At 72.8% G+C, this 23,629-nt stretch carries 27 protein-coding genes and 1 pseudogene; 13 read left to right on the top strand and 15 right to left on the bottom strand.

What is annotated here, in order from left to right; all coding sequences use genetic code 11:
- Positions 1–6: 6 nt before the first annotated feature.
- Positions 7–2,088, bottom strand: a complete 2,082-nt coding sequence (locus AB0I42_RS10545) for an APC family permease (protein WP_357536106.1) — start codon at positions 2,086–2,088, stop codon at positions 7–9.
- Between the two features lie 179 nt (positions 2,089–2,267).
- Here AB0I42_RS10545 and AB0I42_RS10540 point away from each other — a divergent pair, with 179 nt between their 5' ends.
- Together AB0I42_RS10540 and AB0I42_RS10535 are read left to right on the top strand one after the other, a co-directional pair.
- Positions 2,268–2,930 carry a TrkA family potassium uptake protein gene (locus AB0I42_RS10540; protein WP_357536104.1) on the top strand — a complete coding sequence of 221 codons (663 nt, stop codon included), beginning with the start codon at positions 2,268–2,270 and terminating at the stop codon, positions 2,928–2,930.
- A complete protein-coding gene (locus AB0I42_RS10535) occupies positions 2,927–3,622 on the top strand; it encodes a TrkA family potassium uptake protein (RefSeq protein WP_357536102.1) in 696 nt (231 codons plus the stop codon). Before AB0I42_RS10540 ends, AB0I42_RS10535 begins: the two co-directional genes overlap by 4 nt.
- Positions 3,623–3,631: 9 nt before the next feature.
- On the opposite strand, the gene AB0I42_RS10530 is transcribed toward AB0I42_RS10535, so the two are convergent.
- The 4 genes from AB0I42_RS10530 to dut form a co-directional block, all read right to left on the bottom strand.
- On the bottom strand, positions 3,632–4,315 hold the full coding sequence (locus AB0I42_RS10530; RefSeq protein ID WP_357536100.1) for a DUF3159 domain-containing protein: 684 nt from the start codon (positions 4,313–4,315) through the stop codon (positions 3,632–3,634).
- Positions 4,316–4,393: 78 nt separating this feature from the next.
- Entirely contained in the window at positions 4,394–4,771 is a 378-nt protein-coding gene (locus AB0I42_RS10525; protein WP_357536098.1) for an OB-fold nucleic acid binding domain-containing protein, read from the bottom strand.
- A 125-nt stretch (positions 4,772–4,896) separates the two neighbouring features.
- Entirely contained in the window at positions 4,897–5,664 is a 768-nt protein-coding gene (locus AB0I42_RS10520) for a DUF3710 domain-containing protein (RefSeq protein ID WP_357536096.1), read from the bottom strand.
- Positions 5,661–6,164, bottom strand: coding sequence for a dUTP diphosphatase (dut, locus tag AB0I42_RS10515; RefSeq protein WP_357536094.1), 504 nt, complete (start codon positions 6,162–6,164; stop codon positions 5,661–5,663). The genes AB0I42_RS10520 and dut overlap by 4 nt, the downstream gene beginning before the upstream one ends.
- Before the next feature lie 141 nt (positions 6,165–6,305).
- Here dut and AB0I42_RS10510 point away from each other — a divergent pair, with 141 nt between their 5' ends.
- Complete coding sequence (locus AB0I42_RS10510; protein WP_357536425.1) at positions 6,306–6,794, top strand: DUF3093 domain-containing protein; 489 nt, start codon at positions 6,306–6,308, stop codon at positions 6,792–6,794.
- Positions 6,795–6,804: 10 nt separating this feature from the next.
- On the opposite strand, the gene AB0I42_RS10505 is transcribed toward AB0I42_RS10510, so the two are convergent.
- Both AB0I42_RS10505 and AB0I42_RS10500 read right to left on the bottom strand, forming a co-directional pair.
- A complete protein-coding gene (locus AB0I42_RS10505; protein ID WP_357536421.1) occupies positions 6,805–7,587 on the bottom strand; it encodes a hypothetical protein in 783 nt (260 codons plus the stop codon).
- Between the two features lie 299 nt (positions 7,588–7,886).
- Positions 7,887–8,183, bottom strand: coding sequence for a DUF4193 domain-containing protein (locus AB0I42_RS10500; protein ID WP_121159124.1), 297 nt, complete (start codon positions 8,181–8,183; stop codon positions 7,887–7,889).
- Positions 8,184–8,588: 405 nt separating this feature from the next.
- Between AB0I42_RS10500 and AB0I42_RS10495 the strand changes: the two genes are divergently transcribed.
- A complete protein-coding gene (locus AB0I42_RS10495) occupies positions 8,589–9,116 on the top strand; it encodes a LytR C-terminal domain-containing protein (protein ID WP_357536420.1) in 528 nt (175 codons plus the stop codon).
- A gap of 97 nt (positions 9,117–9,213) precedes the next feature.
- Here AB0I42_RS10495 and AB0I42_RS10490 read toward each other — a convergent pair whose 3' ends face one another.
- Positions 9,214–10,035 carry an inositol monophosphatase family protein gene (locus tag AB0I42_RS10490; RefSeq protein ID WP_357536092.1) on the bottom strand — a complete coding sequence of 274 codons (822 nt, stop codon included), beginning with the start codon at positions 10,033–10,035 and terminating at the stop codon, positions 9,214–9,216.
- Between the two features lie 261 nt (positions 10,036–10,296).
- On the opposite strand from AB0I42_RS10490, the gene AB0I42_RS10485 reads away from it, so the two are divergent.
- Complete coding sequence (locus AB0I42_RS10485) at positions 10,297–11,925, top strand: RNA polymerase sigma factor (protein ID WP_357536090.1); 1,629 nt, start codon at positions 10,297–10,299, stop codon at positions 11,923–11,925.
- Between the two features lie 247 nt (positions 11,926–12,172).
- Complete coding sequence (locus AB0I42_RS10480) at positions 12,173–12,406, top strand: hypothetical protein (RefSeq protein ID WP_344141869.1); 234 nt, start codon at positions 12,173–12,175, stop codon at positions 12,404–12,406.
- 196 nt (positions 12,407–12,602) lie between these two features.
- Here AB0I42_RS10480 and AB0I42_RS10475 read toward each other — a convergent pair whose 3' ends face one another.
- From AB0I42_RS10475 to AB0I42_RS10465, 3 genes are all read right to left on the bottom strand, one after another.
- Positions 12,603–14,321 carry a DEAD/DEAH box helicase family protein gene (locus tag AB0I42_RS10475; protein ID WP_357536088.1) on the bottom strand — a complete coding sequence of 573 codons (1,719 nt, stop codon included), beginning with the start codon at positions 14,319–14,321 and terminating at the stop codon, positions 12,603–12,605.
- Positions 14,322–14,615: 294 nt separating this feature from the next.
- A complete protein-coding gene (locus AB0I42_RS10470) occupies positions 14,616–15,356 on the bottom strand; it encodes a trimeric intracellular cation channel family protein (RefSeq protein ID WP_357536087.1) in 741 nt (246 codons plus the stop codon).
- 31 nt (positions 15,357–15,387) lie between these two features.
- Positions 15,388–15,606: a DUF3039 domain-containing protein gene (locus AB0I42_RS10465; RefSeq protein WP_357536085.1), complete on the bottom strand. Its 219-nt coding sequence runs from the start codon at positions 15,604–15,606 to the stop codon at positions 15,388–15,390.
- A gap of 140 nt (positions 15,607–15,746) precedes the next feature.
- Here AB0I42_RS10465 and AB0I42_RS10460 point away from each other — a divergent pair.
- Together AB0I42_RS10460 and AB0I42_RS10455 are read left to right on the top strand one after the other, a co-directional pair.
- Positions 15,747–16,637 (top strand): annotated as a pseudogene (locus AB0I42_RS10460) (pseudouridine-5'-phosphate glycosidase); the annotation flags it as partial.
- Positions 16,638–16,729: 92 nt separating this feature from the next.
- The gene (locus AB0I42_RS10455; RefSeq protein WP_357536084.1) at positions 16,730–17,698 is read left to right on the top strand and encodes a PfkB family carbohydrate kinase; all 969 of its coding nucleotides are present in this window, start codon (positions 16,730–16,732) and stop codon (positions 17,696–17,698) included.
- A gap of 96 nt (positions 17,699–17,794) precedes the next feature.
- Here the strand turns inward: AB0I42_RS10455 and AB0I42_RS10450 are convergent, their stop codons facing one another.
- Positions 17,795–18,148 (bottom strand): DUF3099 domain-containing protein, encoded by a 354-nt coding sequence (locus AB0I42_RS10450; RefSeq protein ID WP_357536082.1) that lies wholly within the window; start codon positions 18,146–18,148, stop codon positions 17,795–17,797.
- A gap of 123 nt (positions 18,149–18,271) precedes the next feature.
- On the opposite strand from AB0I42_RS10450, the gene AB0I42_RS10445 reads away from it, so the two are divergent.
- Together AB0I42_RS10445 and AB0I42_RS10440 are read left to right on the top strand one after the other, a co-directional pair.
- Entirely contained in the window at positions 18,272–18,571 is a 300-nt protein-coding gene (locus AB0I42_RS10445) for a hypothetical protein (protein WP_357536080.1), read from the top strand.
- A 1-nt stretch (position 18,572) separates the two neighbouring features.
- Positions 18,573–18,884: a hypothetical protein gene (locus tag AB0I42_RS10440; protein WP_357536078.1), complete on the top strand. Its 312-nt coding sequence runs from the start codon at positions 18,573–18,575 to the stop codon at positions 18,882–18,884.
- A 70-nt stretch (positions 18,885–18,954) separates the two neighbouring features.
- Here the strand turns inward: AB0I42_RS10440 and rfbB are convergent, their stop codons facing one another.
- The 3 genes from rfbB to AB0I42_RS10425 form a co-directional block, all read right to left on the bottom strand.
- Positions 18,955–19,950, bottom strand: coding sequence for a dTDP-glucose 4,6-dehydratase (rfbB, locus tag AB0I42_RS10435; RefSeq protein WP_357536077.1), 996 nt, complete (start codon positions 19,948–19,950; stop codon positions 18,955–18,957).
- Between the two features lie 130 nt (positions 19,951–20,080).
- Positions 20,081–20,245: a hypothetical protein gene (locus AB0I42_RS10430; RefSeq protein ID WP_212816535.1), complete on the bottom strand. Its 165-nt coding sequence runs from the start codon at positions 20,243–20,245 to the stop codon at positions 20,081–20,083.
- 48 nt (positions 20,246–20,293) lie between these two features.
- Positions 20,294–20,881: an HhH-GPD-type base excision DNA repair protein gene (locus AB0I42_RS10425; RefSeq protein ID WP_357536075.1), complete on the bottom strand. Its 588-nt coding sequence runs from the start codon at positions 20,879–20,881 to the stop codon at positions 20,294–20,296.
- Between the two features lie 152 nt (positions 20,882–21,033).
- On the opposite strand from AB0I42_RS10425, the gene AB0I42_RS10420 reads away from it, so the two are divergent.
- The 3 genes from AB0I42_RS10420 (at position 21,034) to AB0I42_RS10410 (ending at position 23,585) form a co-directional block, all read left to right on the top strand.
- Entirely contained in the window at positions 21,034–21,519 is a 486-nt protein-coding gene (locus AB0I42_RS10420; RefSeq protein WP_357536074.1) for a BlaI/MecI/CopY family transcriptional regulator, read from the top strand.
- The gene (locus tag AB0I42_RS10415) at positions 21,516–22,415 is read left to right on the top strand and encodes a M48 family metalloprotease (RefSeq protein WP_357536072.1); all 900 of its coding nucleotides are present in this window, start codon (positions 21,516–21,518) and stop codon (positions 22,413–22,415) included. Before AB0I42_RS10420 ends, AB0I42_RS10415 begins: the two co-directional genes overlap by 4 nt.
- A gap of 108 nt (positions 22,416–22,523) precedes the next feature.
- On the top strand, positions 22,524–23,585 hold the full coding sequence (locus tag AB0I42_RS10410) for an iron ABC transporter substrate-binding protein (RefSeq protein WP_357536071.1): 1,062 nt from the start codon (positions 22,524–22,526) through the stop codon (positions 23,583–23,585).
- Positions 23,586–23,629 lie beyond the last annotated feature (44 nt).

The following is a 23,629-nucleotide window of genomic DNA, read 5'->3' as shown; positions in this document are numbered from 1 at the left end:
CCACGTTCACCCCTCCCCCCGGGCCGGGGCGGCGCCGCCCCGGTCCGCCACAGTGTCACCGGCCGGATCCCCGTCCACCGACGGGTAGGGGTCGCGACGGGCGGCCCGCGGCCCGCGCGCCGGCCCGAGGGTCAGCGTCGCGTCGTACCGCGCCAGGTTCTTGTTGGCGGTCGACGCGAGCTGCCAGGGAACGCTGGTCACCATGACACCCGGCTCGAAGAGCAGCCGGCCCTTGAGCCGGAGCGCGCTCTGGTTGTGCAACAGGTTCTCCCACCAGTGGCCGACGACGTACTCGGGGATGAAGACGGTGACGACGTCGCGGGGCGCGTTCCGGCGCGCGGACTTGACGAAGTCGATGACCGGCCGGGTGATCTCCCGGTAGGGCGAGTCGATGACGGTCAGCGGCACCGGCACCCCGTGCCGTTCCCAGTCGCGCTGCAGCTTCTGGGTGTCGGTGTCGTCGACGTTGACGGTCACCGCGGTCAGCGTGTCGGGCCGGGTCGCCTGCGCGTACGCGACCGCCCGCAGCGTCGGCCGGTGCAGCTTGCTGACCAGTACGACCGCGTGGTTGCGGGCCGGCAGGACCGGCCGGCCCTCGTCGGGTTCGAGTTCGGCGGCGATCCGGTCGTAGTGCCGCCGGATGGTCAGCATCAGCAGGTAGATGACCGCCATCGCGGCGATGGCGATCCAGGCGCCCAGCAGGAACTTGGTGATCAGGACGATGACCAGGACGGTGCCGGTCAGGCCCATGCCGAAGCCGTTGATCGCCCGCGAGCGGAGCATCCGCCGCCGGGCCTGCGGGTCGCGTTCGGTCCGCAGCCGCCGGTTCCAGTGCCGGATCATGCCGGCCTGCGACAGGGTGAACGAGACGAAGACGCCGACGATGTAGAGCTGGATCAGCCGGGTCACCTCGGCCTGGAACCCGACGATCAGCACGATCGCGAAGACGGCCAGGAAGACGATGCCGTTGGAGAATGCCAGCCGGTCGCCACGGGTGTGCAACTGGCGGGGCAGGTAGCGGTCCTGGGCGAGGATCGAGCCGAGCACCGGGAAGCCGTTGAACGCGGTGTTGGCGGCCAGGAAGAGGATCATCGCGGTCGCGGCGACGACCAGGAAGAGCAGCACCGACCCGGAGCCGAAGATCGTCTCACCGAGCTGGGCGGTGACCGTCTTCTGCACGTAGCCGGCCGGCCCCGACTCGATCTGCTGGGCCGGGTCCTCGACGAACTGCAGGCCGGTCAGCCGGGCCAGCCAGATGATCCCGACGATCAGGCCGACCGCGACCGAACCGAGCAGCAGCAGCGTCGTCGCCGCGTTGCGGCTCTTCGGCGGCTTGAACGCGGGTACGCCGTTGGAGATCGCCTCGACGCCGGTCAGCGCCGCACAGCCGGACGAGAACGCCCGCAGCAGCAGGAACACCATGGCCACACCGGTCAGGTCGTGCCACTCCGCGCTGATCACCAGGTCGGCGCTCGGCGCCCGCAGGTCGTGGCCGAGCACCACCACCCGGACCAGACCGGTCAGGATCATGCCGCCGACGACGATGATGAAGCCGTACGTCGGGATGGCGAGCGCGGTCCCGGACTCGCGCAGGCCGCGCAGGTTGATCGCGGTGAGCAGGACGACGGCACCGACCGCGATACCGACCTTGTGGGTGGCGACGAACGGCAGCACCGAGCCCAGGTTGGCGACCCCGGAGGAGACCGACACGGCGACGGTCAGCACGTAGTCGACCATCAGCGCGCTGGCCACCCCGACCCCGGCCTTCTGGCCGAGGTTGACGGTGGCCACCTCGTAGTCGCCGCCCCCGGACGGGTAGGCGTGCACGGTCTGCCGGTAGCTGGCGACCACGGTCAGCATCACCACGACGACGGCCAGCCCGACCCAGGGCGAGAAGATGAACGCGGACGCGCCGGCGATCGACAAGGTCAGCAGGATCTCGTCCGGGGCGTACGCGACGCTGGACAGCGCGTCGGAGGCGAACACCGGCAGCGCGACGCGCTTCGGTAACAGGGTGTGTTTGAGCCGGTCCGACCGGAACGGTCGGCCCAGCAGCAGCCGCTTCATCAGGGCGGTCGGACGGGCCACAAGGGCTAAGCGTACGGCCGGCCGGCCCGGTCGCACGTCGCGGAGGGTGATCACGCCCGGCGCGCCGTACGGCCGGTCCGCCCGCGCCGGGCGTGCCGGGGCGTGGCACGCTCTTGGATGACGCGGGCGGCCCGGCCAACGGGGCGGGCGGGGCGCGGCACGGTAGCGGGAGGACCGGCGTGCACATCGTGATCATGGGCTGTGGCCGGGTCGGCTCGACCCTCGCCCAGCGGCTGGAGGCCCTCGGGCACTCCGTCGCGGTCATCGACCAGAACGCGGACGCGTTCCGGCGGCTCGGACCGGACTTCGGCGGGGTCACGGTCACCGGCATCGGCTTCGACGGCGAGGTGCTGCGGGCGGCCGGCGTCGAGCGCGCCGACGCGTTCGCCGCGGTCTCCAGCGGCGACAACTCCAACATCATCTCGGCCCGGCTCGCCCGTGAGACGTTCGGTGTCAACCGGGTGGTCGCCCGGATCTACGACCAGAAGCGGGCCGAGGTCTACGAGCGGCTCGGCATCCCGACGGTGGCGTCGGTGCGCTGGACTGCCGACCGGATCCTGCACCACGTCGTACCCGAGGGCATGGAGATCTTCCGCGACCCGACGAGCACCGTGTCGATCATCGAGGTCCCGACCCACCGGGACTGGGTCGGCCGGCCGCTGCGCGGCCTGGAGGAGGCGACCGGGGCCCGGGCCGCCTACCTGATCCGGTTCGGGATCGGCACGCTGCCCACCGCCTCCACCGTCGTGCAGGAGGGAGACCAGATCTTCATGCTGGTCACCGACGACATCGCCGAGACCGTGACGGCGGTCGCCGCCGGCGCGCCGGAAGGGGGGCGGTGACCGTGCGGGTCGCCATCGCGGGAGCCGGCAACGTCGGCCGCTCGATCGCCCAGGAGCTGATCGAAAACGGCCACCAGGTGATGCTGATCGAACGGCAGCCGAGGATGCTGCGCCCCGAGCGGGTGCCGCAGGCCGAGTGGATACTCGCCGACGCCTGCGAACTGGCCAGCCTCGAGGAGGCCGACGTCGCGAGCTGCGACGTGGTCGTCGCGGCGACCGGCGACGACAAGGTCAACCTGGTGGTGTCGCTGCTGGCCAAGACCGAGTTCGCGGTCGCCCGGGTGGTGGCCCGGGTCAACCGGGCCGAGAACGAGTGGCTGTTCACCGAGCAGTGGGGCGTCGACGTGGCGGTGAGCAAGCCGCGGGTGATGGCCGCCCTCGTCGAGGAGGCGGTCACCGTCGGCGACCTGGTGCGGCTGATGACGTTCCGGCAGGGCGAGGCGAACCTGGTCGAGATCACCCTGCCGGCCACCGCGCCGTACGTCGGGCAGCCGATCCGCGACGTGCCGCTGCCCCGCGACGCCGCCCTGGTCGCCATCCTGCGCGGGCGGCGGGTGCTGGTGCCGACCCCGGACGACCCGCTGGAGGCCGGCGACGAGCTGATCTTCGTCTGCACGGCCGACATGGAGGACGCCGTACGCCAGGTCGTGCTGGGCGCCGACAGCGTCGAACGGACCCGCAACGGGTCCTGACGCGCCCGGTCAGGCGGAGGCGGGCGTGGCCACCTCGGTACGGGTGACCCGGCGCACCACCCAGATGGTGATCGCCAGCAGCAGCGCGTACGGCGGGTAGCCCAGCGCCAGCCGGGCGACGCCCAGCGCCGTCTCCATGTCGGCCAGGTAGAGGGCGGCCTGCACACCCACCTTGGTCAACCACACCACGCCCCACAGGATGGTCAGCCAGTTGAAGGTGCGGACCAGCACCGGGTTGTGCCGCCAGTCCGACTTGCCGCCGCCGACGATCACCGACCACAGCCAGCCGACCAGCGGCTGCCGGATCGCCACCGAGGCGAGCAGCGCCACCCCGTACGCCACGCCGTAGAGGATGCCGGGCAGGTAGAAGTCCCGGGCCTCGCCGGAACGCAGGGCGATGAAGGCGCCGATCCCGACGCCGAACAGGCCGTTGACCGCGTGCCGGACCGGCTTGCGCTGGGTCAGCCGGAAGACGGCGATCGCCACCGCCACGCCGACCGCCGCGATGATCGCCGGACGCAGCTCGAAGATGACGTTGACCAGCACGAAGACGAGCACCGGGATGCCCGACTCGACCAGCCCGCGCCAGCCGCCGAGCTGTTCGGCCATCTGCTCGGCGAAGGTCGGCATCCGCTCCTCGTCGGGCGGGCCGGCCGCGTCGGTCTTGGCCGTCGGGGGCTGTCCACTCGTCATCTGGGGCCGTCTTTCACTCGCGGTCACACCGGCGGTGGCACCTGGGCCGTCGTCTGCGGCCGGTTCCACCCCGGTCGGTCACCTGGGCGGTTCCAGCTCGTAGTAAGGGTTGTAGATGACTTTACGGTCATCGCGTACGGCTACACGACCCCGCGCGGTCAACTGCCGGCCCGGCTCGATGCCGGTGATCTGCCGCCGGCCCAGCCAGACCAGGGTCACCACGTCGGTGCCGTCGAAGAGGTCCGCCTCCAGGGTCGGCAGGTTGGTGCGCGGCGTGTAGACGACCGTCCGCAGCCGGCCGGACACCGAAGCCAGCTCGCCCCGCCGGCACTGCCGGGCCGGCACGCAACCGGACTCGGCGCTCTCCCGTTGCAGCTCCTGCGCGTCGAGTTCCGCCTCGCTGGCGGTCAGCCGCTGGAAGAAGCGGCGCAGCGACGGCCGCTCGTCGGTCGCCATGACCTGGTGTCATCCTCCTCGGCGGGCCCCCGCTGGACCCGCCCGGCCCGGTGCGGGCCGTGCTGCCAGCGTACGCCGGCCGGTCCGGTCGCCGGGTCGGCAACCGGACCGGCCGGGTCGCCTGGTCAGTCCGCGCGGCGCGGGCGGGGCGACGGCTTGCGCTTGTGTGGCTGCTGGTCGCCCGGCGCGGCACCGTTGGCCGCGGGGGCGGCCGGCTGCTGTTGGGCGGCCTGCTGCTGGGCGGCCTCCTGCTGGGCGGCCTGCTGCTCGGCGACCTCGCGCGGCAGGCGCAGCGGCAGCGGCTCACGCACCGGCTTGGCCTCGCCGCCCCGGTCGACGACCAGCCCCTCGAACGCCCGCGTCAACCGGTCGCTGACGCCGGGATCGGCGGCGACCGGCCCCTGGAAGATGCCGCGCACCATCCACCGCGGCCCGTCGACGCCGACGAAGCGCAGGTCGGTCAGGCCCTCCGGGGTACGGACCCGGGCCCGCAGCTCGACGCCGTGCTCGCCGTCGCTTTCCTGCGCCGCGACGCCGTCGTTGAACAGCGAGGTCCGGATCTCCTCCCGGAACTCGGCCCAGATGCCCTCGCTACGCGGCGCGGCGAACACGGCGAGCTGCAGCGCGTTTCCGCCGTCGACGAGTACGACCTGCTGCACGCTGCCGTCGGGGTTGGCCTGCACCCGGACCTCGACGCCCTCGACCGCCGGGATGTGGAGGCTGCCCAGGTCGAGCCGCTGCACCCCCTCCGGCGCCTCCGAGCTGTCGTACGGGCCGTGCTCGGGAGCCGCGTTCTCCTCGGCCGGGCTGTCGCGCGCGACGTCGGCCGGACCGCCGGACCGCTCGTCGCGGGCGTGCCGTCCGGAGCCGCCGCGTCGCCGGGAAAAGATCACTGGCTCAACCTCTCGTCCACAAGATCCGCCTTGACAACCTGCTCGACCAGGCCGGCGTGGCCGCCGGTGGAACCGTGCCCGCCAACCCCGCGACTGGAGTCGGGCAGCTCGTCGACGAGCAGGAAGTCTGCCCGCTCCACACGCTGCACCACAAGCTGCGCGATCCGGTCGCCGCGGGAGATCTTCGCCGGGTGCACCGGATCATGGTTGATCAGGTTGACCAGGATCTCCCCCCGGTAGCCGGCGTCGACCGTACCGGGCGCGTTCAGCACCGTGACCCCCAGCTTGGCGGCCAGCCCGGACCGGGGGTGCACCAGGCCGACGTAGCCGTCCGGCAGGGCCAGCGCGACCCCGGTACGGACCAGCGCCCGAGCGCCCGGGGCCAGCTCCACGTCCTGCGCCGACACCAGGTCCGCGCCGGCGTCACCGGGGTGGGCGTACGTCGGCGGCGGCAGGTCCGGGTCGAGCATGCGCAGCGGTACGGGCACGGCGTGGGTCACGGTCTCACTCTTCCGCTCGGGGCGTCGATCGGTCGGTCCGGTCCGCCGGCCGCCGGCCGGCGCCCTCCATCCTGCCGTGTGCCGCCGGCGCCGCGCGCCGTACCCTCGGACAACGTGGAACCATCACCATCTGGACAGAAGGTGGCGCCGGACCCGACCGGACCGGGTGGCGCCGTCGACGGGTACGCCGAGCGGCTGAGCCTGCCCTGGTGGCTGTGGCTGGCCGGGATCGCGGCCGGCGGGCTGTTCGCGGCCGAGATCTGGATGGGGGCCGGCGGCGTACGCGCCTGGCTGCCGTTCGTGGTGATACCGCCGCTGGTGCTCGGCACGCTGTGGTGGCTGGGCCGGATCCGGATCGCGGTGACCGACGGCGAGCTGCGGGTCGACGACGCCCGGCTGCCGGTGCGCTTCGTCGCCGACGCGATCGCCCTGGACGCGACCGGCCGCCGGGAGGTGCTCGGGGTGGGTGCCGACCCGCTGGCGTTCGTCGTACAGCGGCCGTGGGTGCCCGGCGCGGTGCAGGTGGTCCTCGACGACCCCGACGACCCGACGCCGTTCTGGGTGGTCAGCTCGCGGGATCCGGTCCGGCTGGCCGAGGCGATCCTCGCCGCGCGCGACGCCCGCGCCTGACCGGTCCGGCTCAGGAGCGGGGCAGGCCGGGGCCACCGAGTGCCTTGCGCCCACCGCGCAGGTCGTCGCGGATCCGGTCGCCGAGGCTGCGGGTCGCCCGCCGGTTGAGCAGGCTGGCCACGGCGGCACCGGTGAGCATCGGGCCGAGCGTGGTGAGGTTGCGGCCGAACCTGCGCAGCAGCATGTCGCGCAGCTCCTTGCGGGCCGCGGTGCCGAGGATCGCGGCCATCCCGCCGCCGGGCAGCAGCGGGTTCACGCCCCGCCCGCTCGACCAGGCCTGCAGCAGCGCCACGGCGCGTTCGGCGCCGCCGCCCTCGACCGGCACGCCGTACACCTCGTGGAGTTCACCGATCAGCTTGACCTCGACGGCGACGACCGCGATCGTCTCGGCGGCCAGCAGCACGGGCGCCGAGAGCAGGGTCGGCGCGGCGACCCACTGGATCGAGCCGACGCTGCCGCCGGCGGCGCCGATGCCGGCGGTCGTCCGCGAGGCGTTGCGGACCAGGCGCTCGGCAAGGGCCTCGCCCTCGATCCCGCCGTAGTGCCGGCGCAGGGTCTCCAGGTCGCGGATCGGGACGTGTGGGGCGATGTCGCCGATCGCGTCGGCCATCCAGCGGATGGCGGCCCTCGGCTTGAACAGGTCGCCGACGCCGCGCCCGCGGAACTGGTTGATCATCCGGCCGAGCAGCCGCTTGCGCTGGGCCGGTTCGAGGTCGTCGGCGGTCAGCTCGACGACGGTGCCGCTCAGGTCCTCGACGGTGCCCGGCTCTTCGCCGGTGCCGGCCTCGACCATCGCGGCGTCGCCGGAGGTCCCGGGCTTCCCGGCGGCCGGCTTCGGCTCGCCTGTCGAGCCGGCGGGACGGCCGGACTCGGCATTCGGCGCCGGCACATCCGACGGGACGTCCGGCGCCGGGTCTGGGCGGCTCATGGTCTGCCCTCCAGCACTTCGTTGGTCCAGTTCGCTCGGCCGGGGACGCGGGCACCGCACCACCGGGCGCTACGAGTCAAGCAGGGCCCCGCCACCCGCGCACCTCGAACTGAACGCGGCGACCCCGGTCCGAGGCCGCCGCCTCCCCCCTCGTGCGTCGGAACTCAGGCGCACTCCCGGCAGATCAGCTCGCCGTTGCGTTCCACGGCCAACTGGCTCCGGTGGTGCACAAGGAAGCAGCGCGCGCAGCGGAACTCGTCCGACTGCATCGGCAGCACCTTGACCGTGAGTTCCTCGTCAGCCAGATCGGCACCGGGCAGCTCGAAGCTCTCGGCCACCTCGGCCTCGTCGACATCCACCGCGCCGGACTGCGAGTCGACGCGTCGTGCCTTGAGCTCTTCCAGGCTGTCCTCGCCGAGGTCAACCTCGTCGCGACGCGGAGCGTCGTAGTCGGTGGCCATCGGTTCACTCTCCCGTATCGATGAGTCGTTGCCGGTTTGTAACGCCGGACGACAGTGTTTCGGTACCCACGGTCGCCGGGATGCCGCCCTTCTCGAAAGAACTGCCCCGGCGAGCGGGGTACCTTACCCCCTCACAAGCGAGGCATGTATACCGCCCTCGTCGGATGGATGTACGCCTGGACGCGAGAAGTTGTTCCCAATGTGACTCAGGCGACACGAAGATAGGGGCCCGGGTCGGCTGATCATCGTCGCCGCGCCGGCAGGTCCCCCCTTGTTTCCGCGCACCGGCCGGACAACCGCTAACCTCGGCGGCATACTCGGTAGCCACGGGGCCGACCACGGGTCGGCCGACCGGTCACCGGCCCTCACTCAGTCACCGGGAGCAGTCTCATGAGCTTTGCGCGGGTGCGGGCACTCGTCGTCGTCGGCGCGCTGGTCGTGTTCGCACTGATCTTCGTGGTCTTCGCCCTCGTCCGGGACACCCAGGGTGGCCAGAACACGGCCAACTCCTGCCCGGAGGGCTGGGCACTGGCGAACCTGACGCTCCGCGAGCCCAAGGACGTCAAGATCAATGTCTACAATGCGACAGATTCGGTCGGGCTGGCCACGAGCGTCGCGGGCGACTTCTCCAACCGTAAGTTCCAGGTCGACAAGACCGGCAACGATCCGCTCAAGAAGGGCGTCGACGGGGTCGCCGTCCTGCGCTACGGCCCGAAGGCCGTCGGATCGGCACACCTGCTGCGGGCCTACTTCCTCGACGAGGCCCGCCCCGAGTACGACCCCGCCCGCGAGGACGACGTCGTCGACGTGGTCATCGGCACCGGCTTCAAGCAACTCGCCACGACCACCGAGGTCAACCAGTCGCTGGTCGAGCTCGGCGGCCGGCCGGAGCTGCCGCCGCAGACCTGCGCGGCGCCGACCGACCAGACCTGACCGGTCCGGTCCCGGGGCACCCCGGGACCGGTCACGACACCACCGCCGCCACCGGCCGTCCCGGCCCCGCCAAGGGTCGCCGGGGCGGCCGGGGGCGTCACGGGCCGCCGGCGGCGTCCAACTCGACGAGCAGGTCGTGCAGCGGGCCGAAGAGCGCCGGCGGGGCCGCCACGACCAGGTCGGGGCCGGCCGGCTGCCCCTTGAGGCCGCCGAGCACCAGGCCGGCCTCGGTGGCGACCAGCCCGCCCGCCGCCTGGTCCCAGGCGTTGAGCCCCTTCTCGTAGTACGCGTCGATGGCCCCCTCGGCGGCCAGGCACAGGTCGATGGCGGCGGCCCCAGCCCGCCGGATGTCGCGCACCCGCGCGATCAGGCCGAGCAGCACCCTGGCCTGGTGCAGGCGCCGGGCCGGGTCGTAGCCGAACCCGGTGCCGACCAGCGCCTGGGCGAGGTCGGTCTCGGCCGAGCCGTGCAGCCGGTGGCCGTCGCGGTAGGCGCCGCCACCGAGGGTGGCCGTCCACTCGGTGCCGGTGGCGATGTTGCGCACCACCCCGGCGACCACCACCCCGTCGACCTCGGCGGCCAGCGAGACCGCGTAGTTGGGCAGCCCGTACAGGTAGTTCACGGTGCCGTCGATCGGATCGAGGATCCACCGTACGGCCGGACCGGCCGCCGGCCGGTCGCCGGAGACGCCGTACTCCTCGCCCAGCACGGTGTCACCGGGGCGGGCGACCTGCAGGTCGGCGATGACCTGGCGCTCCACCGCCCGGTCGGCGGCGGTGACCACGTCGGTCGCCGTGCTCTTGGTCGCCACCGCGCTGACGCCCTCGTCGCGCATCCGACGGGCCGTCGCGGCGCCGTCGCGGGCCACCCGTACCGCGATTTCCAGCAGATCCTGCGGCTTCGGTGCCGTGTCCTTCACGCCTACCTCCCTCACCACCGCTATCATCCTTACAAACTCCACGTTCGCTCCCATTCGGCGGCCCTGTGCCGCCGTTGCGGCGTGCGACGCGGGATGATCGCTGCCGGCGGAGTTACAATTCACGCCTACCCTCGTGCAACGGCCCGCCCGCCAGCGGCCGGGCCGGGACTCGGGGGTCACCCACCACACCGCCCGGCAGGTCGCTCCGCGCTGCGCTGGACGGTCCGGCCGTGCTCGCTCATCGCCTCCGGAAGGTCATTCGTGACAGAACCCCGCCACGTCGGCGCTGACGTCCGCTCGCTCACCGACACCCTGATCGCCCACGCCGAGCGCGCGGGTGGACAGCTAACGTCGGCGGAGGTCGCGCGCACGGTCGAGTCCGCCGAGGTGACTCCGGCCCAGGCCAAGAAGATCCTGCGCGCCCTTTCCGACGCCGGGATCACCGTGGTGGTGGACGGCTCGGCGAGCACTCGCCGCCGGGTCGCCGCCGCCCGGTCGGTCACACCCGCATCGCGGGCGACGACCGCCAAGGCGACCAAGAAGCCGGCGCCACCCGCGCCGGCGCCGAAGCAGGCTCCCGCGCCCGAGGAGGCGGCCGCGCCGGCCAAGAAGGCCGTGCCGCGCAAGGCCGCCGCCGGTGGCGAGGCCGCGCCAGCGCCCACCAAGGTGGCGGCCAAGGCCGCCCGGACGGTGAAGGCGGCGGCCGGCGGCACCGGCCCGGCGAAGGCGACCGGTCCCGCCAAGGCCACCAAGGCGACCAAGGCCAAGGCCGAGGGCGAGCCGGGCGCCGAGGGCGAGATCGATCCGGAGGAACTGGCCGCGATCGAGGACGTCGTCGTCGAGGAGCGCGCCGAGCTGACCAAGGCGGCCGAGGCGGACGCGTCCGCGTCGGCGTCCGACAACGACTTCGAGTGGGACGACGAGGAGTCCGAGGCGCTCAAGCAGGCGCGCCGGGACGCCGAGCTGACGGCGTCGGCCGACTCGGTCCGCGCCTACCTCAAGCAGATCGGCAAGGTTCCGCTGCTCAACGCCGAGCAGGAGGTCGAGCTGGCCAAGCGGATCGAGGCCGGCCTCTACGCCGCCGAGCGGCTGCGGGCGGCCGACGAGGGCGAGGAAAAGCTCGTCATCCAGCTCTCACGGGACCTCGGCTGGATCTCGCGCGACGGCGAGCGGGCCAAGAACCACCTGCTCGAGGCCAACCTCCGGCTCGTGGTGTCGCTGGCCAAGCGCTACACCGGGCGGGGCATGGCCTTCCTCGACCTGATCCAGGAGGGCAACCTCGGCCTGATCCGCGCCGTCGAGAAGTTCGACTACACCAAGGGCTACAAGTTCTCCACCTACGCCACCTGGTGGATCCGCCAGGCCATCACCCGCGCCATGGCCGACCAGGCCCGCACCATCCGCATCCCGGTGCACATGGTCGAGGTCATCAACAAGCTCGGCCGTATCCAGCGCGAACTGCTCCAGGACCTGGGTCGTGAGCCCACTCCGGAAGAGCTGGCGAAAGAGATGGACATCACACCTGAGAAGGTGTTGGAGATCCAGCAGTACGCCCGCGAACCGATCTCGCTCGATCAGACCATCGGTGACGAGGGCGACAGCCAGCTCGGCGACTTCATCGAAGACTCCGAGGCCGTGGTCGCGGTCGACGCAGTGTCGTTCTCGCTGCTGCAGGACCAGCTCCAGCAGGTGCTGCAAACGCTCTCCGAGCGCGAGGCGGGCGTCGTACGGCTGCGCTTCGGGCTCACCGACGGCCAGCCGCGCACCCTTGACGAAATCGGTCAGGTCTACGGCGTGACCCGGGAGCGGATCCGCCAGATCGAGTCGAAGACGATGTCCAAACTGCGGCACCCGTCGCGGTCGCAGGTGCTCCGCGACTACCTGGACTGACCCCGCCGCGTCAACTGATCGTGTCGCTTTGATCACCAGTCGTATATCCGACTGCGGTAATTGGTCGGTTACGCGATTGTGATCGTTGACGTGGCACCCTTGGTACACGGCAAACTGTCCCAACGATGTGTGACCTCGGTCCCCCGAGGGCACGTTGGGAAGGCCGCACCCACCATGGGTGTTGCACGATAGGTGAGAGCAACGACCGAAGAACGTGTTCATCGGTGACGACCCGAGGAGGAAGGCGATGACCCCGACCCTCACGCCGCCGCCCGAGACGGTGGCTCCCCCAGCCGCCGATGAACGGTGCGACCGCTGCAATGCCGCCGGCAAGCTCCGGATCACCCTGTCGGGTGGCAGTGAGCTGGTGTTCTGTGGACACCACGCGAACAAGTACGCCGAGGATCTTGTCAAGATCACCGTACGGTTCGTGGCCGACCCGGAGTTCAACTGGCGTGGCGCCGACCTGATGGCGAACTGAGACGTTCCGGTTCCGCCCGGCAACCACCGGGCGGGACCGGACGTCCGATCCAGCGAGACGCGAAAGCGGCCGGAGTTTCCCGTAGCGGGAGCCTCCGGCCGCTTCGTGTATCCGGCGGCATGTCGCCGCCGTCCGGTATGGCGGTGCCAGGCCGCCGCTGTCCGGGGTGTCCCTGCCGTCCGGCGCGGCGCCGGGCTCAGAGCGACTGCATCGTCGCGATCCGCTCCTCGAGCTGCTCGATCGTGGCCTGGGCGCTGGGCGGCCCACCACACAACCGGCGCAGCTCGGCATGGATCTTGCCGTGCGGCAGCCCGGTGCGGTGGTGCCGGGCGGCCACCAGGGCGTTGAGCTGCCGGCGCAGCCGGATCCGCCGCTCGGCGGCCGTCGGTGGCGCGACCACCGGCTCCCGCGGTTCCGGTGCCGGATCCGCCTTCCGGCGGCGCTGGGCGGCCAACTGCTCCGCCTGGCGCTTGTTCAGCAGCAGCGCCACCTGGTCGGCGGTGAGCAGGCCGGGCAGGCCGAGATAGTCCTCCTCCTCGGGGGTGCCGGCCTGGGCGCCGGTGCCGAAGGACGCGCCGTCGAAGATCACCTGGTCGAGCTCGGCGGTCGCGGACAGCGCCTCGAACCGCTTCTCCAGCTCGCCGCCGGCCTTCTCGTCGCGCTGGGCCCGCTCCAGCAGTTCGTCGTCGAAGCCCTCCTTCTTCGGCCCACCGAGGATGTGGTCGCGTTCGGCCTCCATCTCGCTCGCCAGCCCGAGCAGGTGCGGCACGCTCGGCACGAAGACCGAGGCGGTCTCCCCCGGCAGGCGGGCCCGGACGAACCGGCCGATCGCCTGGGCGAAGAACAGCGGCGTCGACGCGCTGGTGGCGTACACGCCGACCGCCAGCCGGGGGATGTCGACCCCCTCGGACACCATCCGCACCGCCACCAGCCACCGGTCCTCGGAGGCGGCGAACGCCGCGATCCGGGCCGACGCCCCCACGTCGTCGGAAAGCACCACGACGGCCTTCTGGCCGGTCAGCCGCTCGATCAGCCGGGCGTACGCCCGCGCCGACTGCTGGTCGCTGGCGATCACCAGCCCGCCCGCGTCGGCCATCCCACCCTCGCGCAACACCTGCAGGCGGGCGTCGGCGGCACGCAGCACCTGTGGCATCCAGTCGCCGGCCGGATCGAGTGCCGTACGCCACGCCTGCGCGATCAGGTCCTGCGTCATCGGCTCGCCCAGCCGGGCCGCCAGCTCGTCACCGGCACTGGTCCGCCACCGGGTCTCCCCGGAGTAGGCCAGGAAGATCACCGGCCGTACGACGCCGTCGCGCAGCGCGTCGGCGTAGCCGTAGACCGAGTCGGCACGGGACCGTTGCAGGCCGTCCCCGCCACGCTCGTACGTCACGAACGGGATCGGGTTGTCGTCGGACCGGAACGGGGTGCCGGTGAGCATCAACCGCCGTACGGCCGGCTCGAAGGCGGCCTTGACCCCGTCGCCCCACGAGCGGGAGTCACCGGCGTGGTGCACCTCGTCGAGGATGACCATGGTCCGCCGGGTCATCGTGCGCCGCCGGTGCACCTGGGGCGCGATCCCCACCTGCGCGTACGTCACCACCGCCCCGTGGAAGTCCCGGGACGAGTGCACGTCGGCGTTGCGGAACGACGCGTCGAGCTGGATGCCGACCCGGGCCGCCGCCTGCGCCCACTGCGACTTCAGGTGCTCGGTCGGGGCGACGACGGTGACCGCCTCGACGGTGCCGTCGGCGATCAGCTCGGCGGCGATCCGCAGCGCGAACGTCGTCTTGCCGGCGCCGGGTGTGGCGACCGCCATGAAGTCCGGGGACCGGCGCCGCAGGTACTCCACCAGCGCCTTGCGCTGCCAGGAGCGCAGCGCCGGAAAGGACTGCGTCGAGACCGGTTGGCTGACCACGCGGAGGCCCCCTTCCGATGGTTACGGCCACGGGCGTCGCACCGCCACGAGCCCCATGAAAACGCCTCCGCGACCGGTGGCCGGCGAAGGCCGTCCCAGCATAACCACGACCGTTCCCGCCCGCCCCGGACGACACCACCACCCCCGGACACCCACCGGTAACAGCACCCCGTCAGGCCCCGCCCACGCCATCCACACCCGCGCCGTCCGTCCGCGCCGTCCGTCCGCCCGCGCCCGTTGATCAAGGAGAAACCGTGGGCGTTTCGCCGGAAGTCGCCGGCAACTACTCCTCGATCAACGCGGCGGGCCGGGCGGGGACGGCGGGGACGGCGGGGCGGGCGGGGACGGCGGGGCGGGCGGGGGCGAGGGGGGCGGGGCAGGTGGGGAGGGGGGTGGGGCAGGTGGGGTGGGCGGGAAAGGGCGGGTGGGGGCGATCGGGGCGGACCACTTGCGGCGCAGGGCGATCAGGCGTACCCCGAAGATGAACGCCGCGGCGGTGACCAGCGGGACTGGGCCGGTGAGCCCGACCGCGTCGACCGCGACCACGGCGACCGCGCCGCCCAGCGCGGCCACCGCGTAGATCTCGCGCCGCAGGACGACCGGGATCTCCCCGGTGAGCAGGTCACGCCCGAGCCCGCCGCCGATGGCGGTGAGCATGCCGATCACGCATGCGCCGACCGGCGGCACCTGGGCGTCGAGGGCCTTCACGGTGCCGGTGACGGTGAACAGGCCCAGCCCGGCGGCGTCGAGGACGAGCACCGTACGGCGCAGCCGGGCGAGTCGCGGGTGCAGGTAGAAGACGAAGCCGGCGGTGACCGCGGCGACGGCCACGTAGCGCCAGTTGGCGAAGGCCAGCGGCGGCACCTCGCCGATCACCACGTCACGGATGATGCCGCCGCCGAGGGCGGCCACGAAGCCGACGAAGACGACGCCGAAGAGGTCGAGGCGTTTGACGATCGCGGCCGACGCCCCGGACGCGGCGAAGACGGCCACCCCGACCAGGTCGGCCAGGAGCAGCACGGTCGAGGTGTTCACCGCGCCGAGGCTACGGGTGCCGGATCAGGGCTCAGCCCCGCATCGACTCGTAGATCTCCTTGCAGCGGGGGCACACCGGCGAGCCGGGCTTCGGGCTCTTGGTGACCGGGAACGTCTCACCGCAAAGGGCGATCACGAAGGTGCCCATCACGGCACTCTCGGCGATCTTCTCTTTCCGGACGTAGTGGAACATGTCCGGCCCGGTATCGGCGTCCTTCAGCTCCGGACGCTCGAGAACCTCTGTGCTCACGCGACAACACCTCCGACAAACCAGTTTGACAGGTCACCATCCCACGGTCCACCGCGGCCGACGCGGGCGCGGGCCGTACCGTGGTGATCGTGACCGATCCTGCCAACCGCCCCGGCCTGCCCGAACACCCGACCCATCCGATCCGGTACGGCGAACACGTCGCCGAGGCGCGGCGCACAGGTCGGCCGATCGTGGCCCTGGAGAGCACCATCGTCTCGCACGGCCTGCCCCGACCGGACAACCTGCGGGTGGCCCGCGAGATCGAGGCGACCGTACGCGAGGCGGGCGCGGTGCCGGCCACCATCGGCATGGTCGGCGGGCAGCTCGTCGTCGGCCTCGACGACGCCCAGCTCACCCACCTGGCCGGCGCCGACGGCGTCACCAAGCTGTCCGTACGCGACCTCGCGGTGGCCGCCGCGACCGGCGCGGACGGGGCCACCACGGTCGCCGCGACCAGCGCGGTCGCCGCGGCCGCCGGGCTCGGGGTGTTCGCCACCGGCGGACTGGGCGGGGTGCACCGGGAGGCGGTGCAGACCTTCGACGAGTCGGCCGACCTGACCACCCTGGCGCGTACCCCGATCGCGGTCGTCTGCGCCGGCGTGAAGTCGATCCTCGACGTCGGCGCCACCCTGGAACGGCTGGAGACGCTGGGGGTGGCCGTCGTCGGCTACCGCACCCGCCGGTTCCCCGGCTTCTTCATCACCGACGGCGGCTTCGACCTGGACTGGTCGGTCGACACCCCGGAGCAGGTGGCGGCCGTCCTGGCCGCCCGGGCGGCGCAGGATGTGCACCACGGCGGGCTGATCGTCGCCAACCCGCTGCCGGTCGACGAGCAGCTCGACCCGGCGCTGCACGACCGTACGCTGGCCGAGGGCCTGGCGCTGCTGGCCCGCGACGGGATCACCGGCAAGGCGGTCACCCCGTTCCTGCTCTCGCACCTCCACTCCGCGACACAGGGCGCGAGCCTGGCGGTCAACGTACGGATCATCCTGAACAACGCCCGGCTGGCGGCCCGGATCGCCGCCGCCGCGCCGCCCGGCGCCGACTGGACCGGGGCGGGCCCGATCGGTGCCGGCGGCCTGACCGGCGCCGGACCGGGCGGTACCGTGCCGACCGTGGCCGGATGACCGGCGAGCCGTCGCCCGCCGGTGCCGGCGGCGTCCGGCCCCGGATCGTCGTGCTCGGCGACGTGGTCACCGACGTGCTCGCCGTGCTCGGCGGCCCGCTGGCCATCGGATCGGACGCCCGGGCCGGGATCAGCGTCACCGGCGGTGGCCAGGCGGCGAACACCGCCGCCTGGCTGGCGGCCGGCGGTACGCCGGTCACCCTGGTCGCCGCGGTCGGCGCCGACGACGCCGGCCGGGCCCGGGTCGCCGAACTCGCCGGCCTCGGCGTCGACACGGCGGTCCACGAGAGCCCGGACGCGCCGACCGGCACCGTGATCGTGCTGGTCCACGACGGCGACCGGACGATGGTCACCGACCGGGGCGCCAACCTGCGCCTTCCTCCCGGGCACGTCGATGCCGCGCTGGCCGCCCGGCCCGGGGCACGGCACCTGCACCTGTCGGCGTACCCGCTGCTGGACGCCGGGTCGCGCGACGCCGGGCTGCGGGCGCTGGCCGCGGCGCGCGGACGCGGCATGTCGACCAGCGTCGACGCGGCGTCCGCCGAACCGCTGCGGCAGGTGGGCGCGGCGGCGTTCCTGGACTGGGTACGCGACGTCGACCTGCTGCTGGCCAACGCCGACGAGGCGGCGGTGCTGGCCGGTGACCGGAGCCCGGCCGAACAGGCGCGGGTGCTGTCGGCGGGGGTCCGGCACGCGGTGGTCAAACGTGGCGGGGCCGGGGCGGTGTGGGCGCGACCGGACGGCGGGGTGGTCAGCGAGGCCGGCCGGCCGGTGCCGGTGGTCGACGCGACCGGCGCCGGTGACGCGTTCGCGGCCGGCCTGCTCGGGGCGTGGGTCGCCGGTGACGACCCGGCCGCCGCGCTGCGCGCCGGGGCGGCACTGGGCGCGGTGGCCGTGGCGACGGTCGGCGCCCGACCGGCGACCGCCCGGTCGCGGGCCGCCTCCGCCGCCGGTCCGGTCGGCTGACGCCCCGCCGCCGGCCCGGCCTGCTGACACCCCGCCGCCGGCCCGGCCTGCTGACACCCCACTGCCGGGCCGGCTGACGACCGTCCGGCGGCCTCGTCAGTCGGCGTCGATGATCCGGGGCTGCTCGGCGGCGGTGAGGGTGCGTGGCGCGGGCTCCTCCCGCGTCCGGTGCCGCATCCGGTTGACGAAGCGGTGCTCGTCCTTGGGCGGCCGGTCGTTGGCCAGCAGGACGGCCAGCCACGGTACGAGGACCATGCCGATACCGCACAGCGACAGCCAGATCCACAGCAGTGGCACGTCGAGGGAGATCAGGACACCACCGGCGATCAGGCAGGCGACCCGGATCAGCATCATCACGATGTAACGCACCTGGCGGCTGTGCAACTGGTCGTTCTGGCTGCGTGGGGCGTCGGTGATCAGGATCGGCCGGTGGCCCGTCTGCTTGACCATGGCACTCCTCACTTGACCATGGTTCTCCTGGTGGGTCCGATCCCATCCTGCCACCTCCCGCGCCGGCCGTTCGGACAACCTCTGTCGATCTTGGACGTACCACGCACGTGGTACGCTCCCGCGGTGGGCAACCGGTTCAGCTTCACCGATGAAGCGCTTGGCAACCTGGAGGTCTACGCGGTCAGCCCCACCGAGGTCTGGCAGGCCCTGCGGGCCCCGCACCGGGTCATCCGGCACCTCGGCGACGACGCGATGGTGGTCTACTCGACCACCCGGCGGGGCCGGCGACTGGCCATCCTGCTCGCCGAGGCCGACCACACCGACAACGACTGGGACATCCTCTCCGCCCGCGAACTCAGCGACAGCGAGGCGAAACGCTACGACGAGGCGGTGGGGCGATGGCGAACGCGAGGGGGCGGATGAGATGAGCCGGCACGACGCGATCAAGCGGTTCCACGACGGCGGCGACGGGCTCGCCGACCTGATCGGCGAAAGCCAACCGGTCGGACTGCCGACGCCGGACACCGACGAGCCGATGGTCAGCCGGTCGATCCGGCTGCCGGTCGAGACCTACGAACGGATCCGGGCCGCGGCGGACGCGCGCGGCATGGGCGTGACGACCCTGATGCGGCAGTGGATCGAGGCCGGCCTGGCCGACCTCGACGACTCGGCGACGGTGTCGCTGGCCGACGTACGCCGGGCCCTGGCCGCCCTGGCCCAGCCGAACGCCGCCTGAACCGCCCGGACCCGGCGCCCAGTCGGCTTCGCCGACCCGGCGGCCGGGTTTCGTCGGGTGCCGGGCGGCGTCAGCGGCCCAGTTCGGCGTAGCGGCGCTCGGTCTGCTCCTTCTTCGGCCGCCACCACGCCTCGTTCGCCCGGTACCAGGCGACGGTCTGCGCCAGCCCGTCGCGGAAGCTGGTGTAGACCGGCTTCCAGTCGAGTTCGGCACGCAGCTTGCCCGGGTCGATCGCATAGCGCAGGTCGTGGCCCGGCCGGTCGTCGACCAGGTCGAACCAGTCGCGCGGGCGGTCGAGGAGTTCGAGCAGTTCGGCGACGACGGTCAGGTTGTCGACCTCGCACTCCGCGCCGATCAGGTAGGTCTCGCCGATCCGGCCGCGTTCGAGGATCGCGAGCACCGCGCTGTTGTGGTCGTCGACGTGGATCCAGTCGCGCACGTTCCGCCCGGTGCCGTAGATCTTCGGCCGTACGCCGTCGATGATGTTGGTGATCTGCCGGGGGATGAACTTCTCGACGTGGTGGAACGGTCCGTAGTTGTTCGAGCAGTTCGAGATCGTCGCCCGGACGCCGTAGGACCGGACCCAGGCCCGGACCAGCAGGTCGGCGCCGGCCTTGGTCGACGAGTAGGGGCTCGACGGGTGGTAGGCGGTGTGCTCGGTGAACCGGGCCGGGTCGTCGAGTTCGAGATCGCCGAAGACCTCGTCGGTCGAGATGTGGTGCAGCCGTACGTCGTGCCGGCGCACACTCTCCAGCAGGTGGTAGGTGCCGACGATGTTGGTCTCCACGAACGGCCACGGCTGCGCGACGGAGTTGTCGTTGTGCGACTCGGCGGCGAAGTGGACCACGGTGTCGACCCGGGAGACGAGGTCGTCGACCAGGGCGGCGTCGGTGACGCTGCCGGGCACGAACGTGATCTGGTCCTCGACGGCCGCGAGGCTGGTCCGGTCACCGGCGTAGGTCAGCGCATCGAGCACCGTCAGATCGACGCCGGGCAGGCGCTCGAGGGTCTGGTGTACGAAGTTCGCTCCGATGAAACCGGCTCCGCCGGTCACGAGCATCCGCATCGCGTCACGATAACACCGGCGCCGGAACGCCCGGTGTCTCGAACAGCCCTGCCCGGCCCTTGTGCCAGCTATCGGCGCAACCCTTGACGACGGGTCGGCCGGGCACCTCGACGGCGCCCCGGCCGGTGGCTCAGTCGGGCCCCTTGACGACCGCCGACGGTCCCGAACAGGTCGGGCAGGTCGTCCACACCTCCCGGGTCCGCCCGTCCATCACCGCCCAGCGCAACACCCGGCCGGCACCCAGACAGGTGTGGCACGGAGTGCGGCCCGACTCACCCCGCTCCCGCTCCGCCATGGCGAGAGCCTAGCGCCGTCCGCCGCACCCGGGTGTGGTCGCGCCGCGTCACCGCGCCGGGCCGGCCGCTTTCGCCGCCGCCTTCATCTGCTTCTTGTACTCCCGCACCCTGACCAGGCTCGCCGCGTCGACGATGTCGGCCACCGACCGCAGCGAGCCCTCCTCGCCGTAGACGCCGGCCGCCTCCCGCCAGCCGGCCGGCCGTACGCCGAACTGCTTGCCGAGCAGGGCGGTGAAGATCTGCGCCTTCTGCTTGCCGAAACCGGGCAGCGCGCCGAGCCGGCGCAGCAGGTCGGCACCGTCGGCCGCCCCGGTCCAGATCGCCGCCGCGTCACCGTCGTAGTCGTCGACGACGGCCCGGGCCAGCTTGCGGCTGCGTTCGGCCATCGATCCGGGGAACCGGTGGATCGCGATCGGGGTGGCGAAGATCCGGGCCAGGTCGTCGGCGTCGTGGTCGGCGATCGCCGCCGGGTCGAGCCGGGTCACCGCCAGCCGCTCCGCCAGCCGGTACGGGCCGATGAACGCCTTCTCGAGCGGGATCTGCTGGTCGAGGAGCATGCCGAGCAGCAGGGCGAACGGGTCGGCGGCGAGCATCTCGTCGGCGGCGGGCTCCTGCGCCAGATAGAGCTGCGACATGCGTACAGCCTGCCAGAACCGCCGGGCGGGCGGTGCGGTACGGCCGTCGGGACCGTCGATCCGGTGCCGGCGTACCGTCGGCCACCCCGCGGCCGGCGGCGCCGGTCGCGGCCGGGAACCCGGGGGTGCCCGCCGGTCGATATTGTCGGCCCATGCCTGCGGGTTCAGACGACAACACCGTGGACCACCCCGGAACCGGCACCGACGACGACCGCCGGCGGCGGCGGGCGCCGGGCTCGTTGGAGGGCGAGATCCTGGCGGTCCTGCACGACTCCGGCACGCCGCTGTCCCCCGGCGAGGTACGCGAACGGCTGGCCGCGCGCGACGACCACGAACTGTCGTACAGCGCGGTCGTGACGACCCTGTCCCGGTTGCACGCCAAGGGTGTGGTGACCCGCGGCCGCAGCGGCCGGGCCTACCGCTACGCAGCGCCGTCCGACCCGTCCGGGCTCGTCGCCTGGCGGATGAGCCGGCTGCTGGACGCCGAGGCCGACCACGCCCCGGCGCTGACCCACTTCATCTCGGGGTTGTCGGCCCGCGACGAGGAACTGGTCCGCCGGCTGCTGCTCGGCGACACCACCGGGGACGGGACGCCGGAGGGCGGACTACGAACAGGTGGCCCCGGGGCCGGCGGGTGATCGGGCACCTGCTGCTGTCGGCGGGGCTGGCCCCGCTGGTCGGTGTCGCGGTGACGTACCTGCTCGTCGACAGGCTGCGACCGGCGGTCGCGACGGTCGCGTTCACCGTCGCGGCGGTGCTGCTGGCCCTGTCGAGCACGGTGACCGTGCTGACCGCCGCCGCGCACGCGGCGACCCGGTTGAGCGGAGGGCATCCGGTCGGCTGGGCGTCGTGGCTGGCGCTGGCCCTGCTGGTGGCGGGTGCCGGTGCCGTGACGGTCGCGGCCCGCCGGGAGGCGGCGGGGCTGCGTTCGGCCCGGCGGGAGGCGGCGGGGCTGCCCGGCGACGACCGTCTGGTGGTGGTCGAGGACGACCGGCCGGCCGCGTTCACGTTGCCCGGCCGGCCCGGTCGCATCGTCGTGACCGACGGCATGCTGTCCGCGCTCGGCCCCGCCGAGCGGGCCGCGGTGCTGGCCCACGAGCAGGCACACCTGACCGGCGCGCACCACCGCTGGCTGCTCGGCGTACGGCTGGCGGCGGCGGCCAATCCGCTGCTGCGCCCAGTCGCGGCGCTGGTGGCGTACACGGTGGAGCGGTGGGCCGACGAGCGTGCCGCGGACGAGGCCGGCGGGCGGTCGGTGGTGGCCCGGGCGATCGGCCGGGTCGCGCTGGCCGGGCCGGCGGTGCCGGGCCGGGCCACGGGCCGGCTGCACCTGTCGGTCGCCGGCTGGCCGGTGCCCCGGCCGGGGCCGGTGCCGCGCCGGATCGCCGCGCTGCTGCGGCCGGTGCCGGCCGGGCGGCACCTCACCCTGCTGGCCGCGCCCGCGCTCGTCGTCGCCGGATCGTGCTTCTGGACCGGTGAGGCGGTCGTCGATCTCGGGGAGTTCGTCCGGCTGTCGCGGGCCCGGGGCCGCTAGCGGGGCACCCACCCCTGTTGCCTGAGGTTAGGCTCTGCTAACTTCTACATCGTTGTAAATGAGCCGGGCCCGGCTTTTCGCTTGCCGTGACGTTCTAAGGAGCACGCTGTGCCCACCTCTCCCCGGAAGGCCGCGCTCGCACTGGCGGCCGCCAGCCTCCTCGTGCTCGGGCTCGCCGCCTGCGGCGCCGAGGATGACGCTCCGGCGCAGGCCGAGACCCCGACCTCCGACAAGAAGATCACCGTCTACAGCGGCCGCAGCGAGTCGCTGGTCAAGCCGCTGCTGGAGCAGTTCACCCAGGCGACCGGGATCGCCGTGGAGACCCGGTACGGCAACACCGCCGCGATGGCCACCCAGCTTCTCGAAGAGGGCGACAAGTCCCCCGCCGACGTCTTCCTCGCCCAGGACGCCGGAGCGCTCGGTGCCGTCGCCAAGCAGGGCCTCTTCGCCACGCTGGACGGCGCGGTCACCGACAAGGTGCCGGCCGCCTACCGGGCCCGCAGCGGCCAGTGGGTCGGCGTCACCGCCCGCGCCCGCGTGCTGGTCTACAACCCCGACCTGGTGCCCGAGGCCGACCTGCCCGCGTCGGTGTTCGACCTGACCGGGCCGGCGTGGAAGGGCAAGGTCGGCGTCGCCCCGACCAACGCCTCCTTCCAGACCTTCGTCACCGCGATCAAGGTGCAGCACGGCGAGGCGAAGGCCAAGGAGTTCCTGGCCGGACTCAAGGCCAACGACCCGCAGGTCCGCGACGGCAACGGCCCGATCCTCGACGAGGTCAACAGCGGCAAGCTCCCGGCCGGCCTGCTCAACCACTACTACCTCGGCGAACTGGCCAAGGAGCAGGGCACCACGCCGGACGGCCTGAAGGCCAAGCTGCACTTCTTCCCCGGCGGCGACAGCGGCGGCCTGGTCAACGTCTCCGGCGTCGGCGTGCTCACCAAGGCCGCGCAGGACCCGGACGTCAAGGTGTTCGTCGACTACCTGCTCGGCGCCGACGCGCAGAAGTACTTCGCCGAGCAGACCTACGAGTACCCGGTCGTGGCCGGTGTCGAGGGACCGGCCGGCGTACCGGCGCTGAGCAGCCTCGCCGTGCCGGACATCGACCTCAACGACCTCGACGCGCTGGAAGCGACCATCGCGCTGATCAAGGAATCGGGACTCGTCCCCTGAGTACGACACTTCCGCCGACGGGGCGGGCGCGCGACCGCGCGCCC

Source organism: Polymorphospora sp. NPDC050346 (assembly GCF_040655695.1).
Lineage (GTDB): Bacteria > Actinomycetota > Actinomycetes > Mycobacteriales > Micromonosporaceae > Polymorphospora > Polymorphospora lycopeni.
This window is presented reverse-complemented; position numbering and strand designations above follow the sequence as displayed.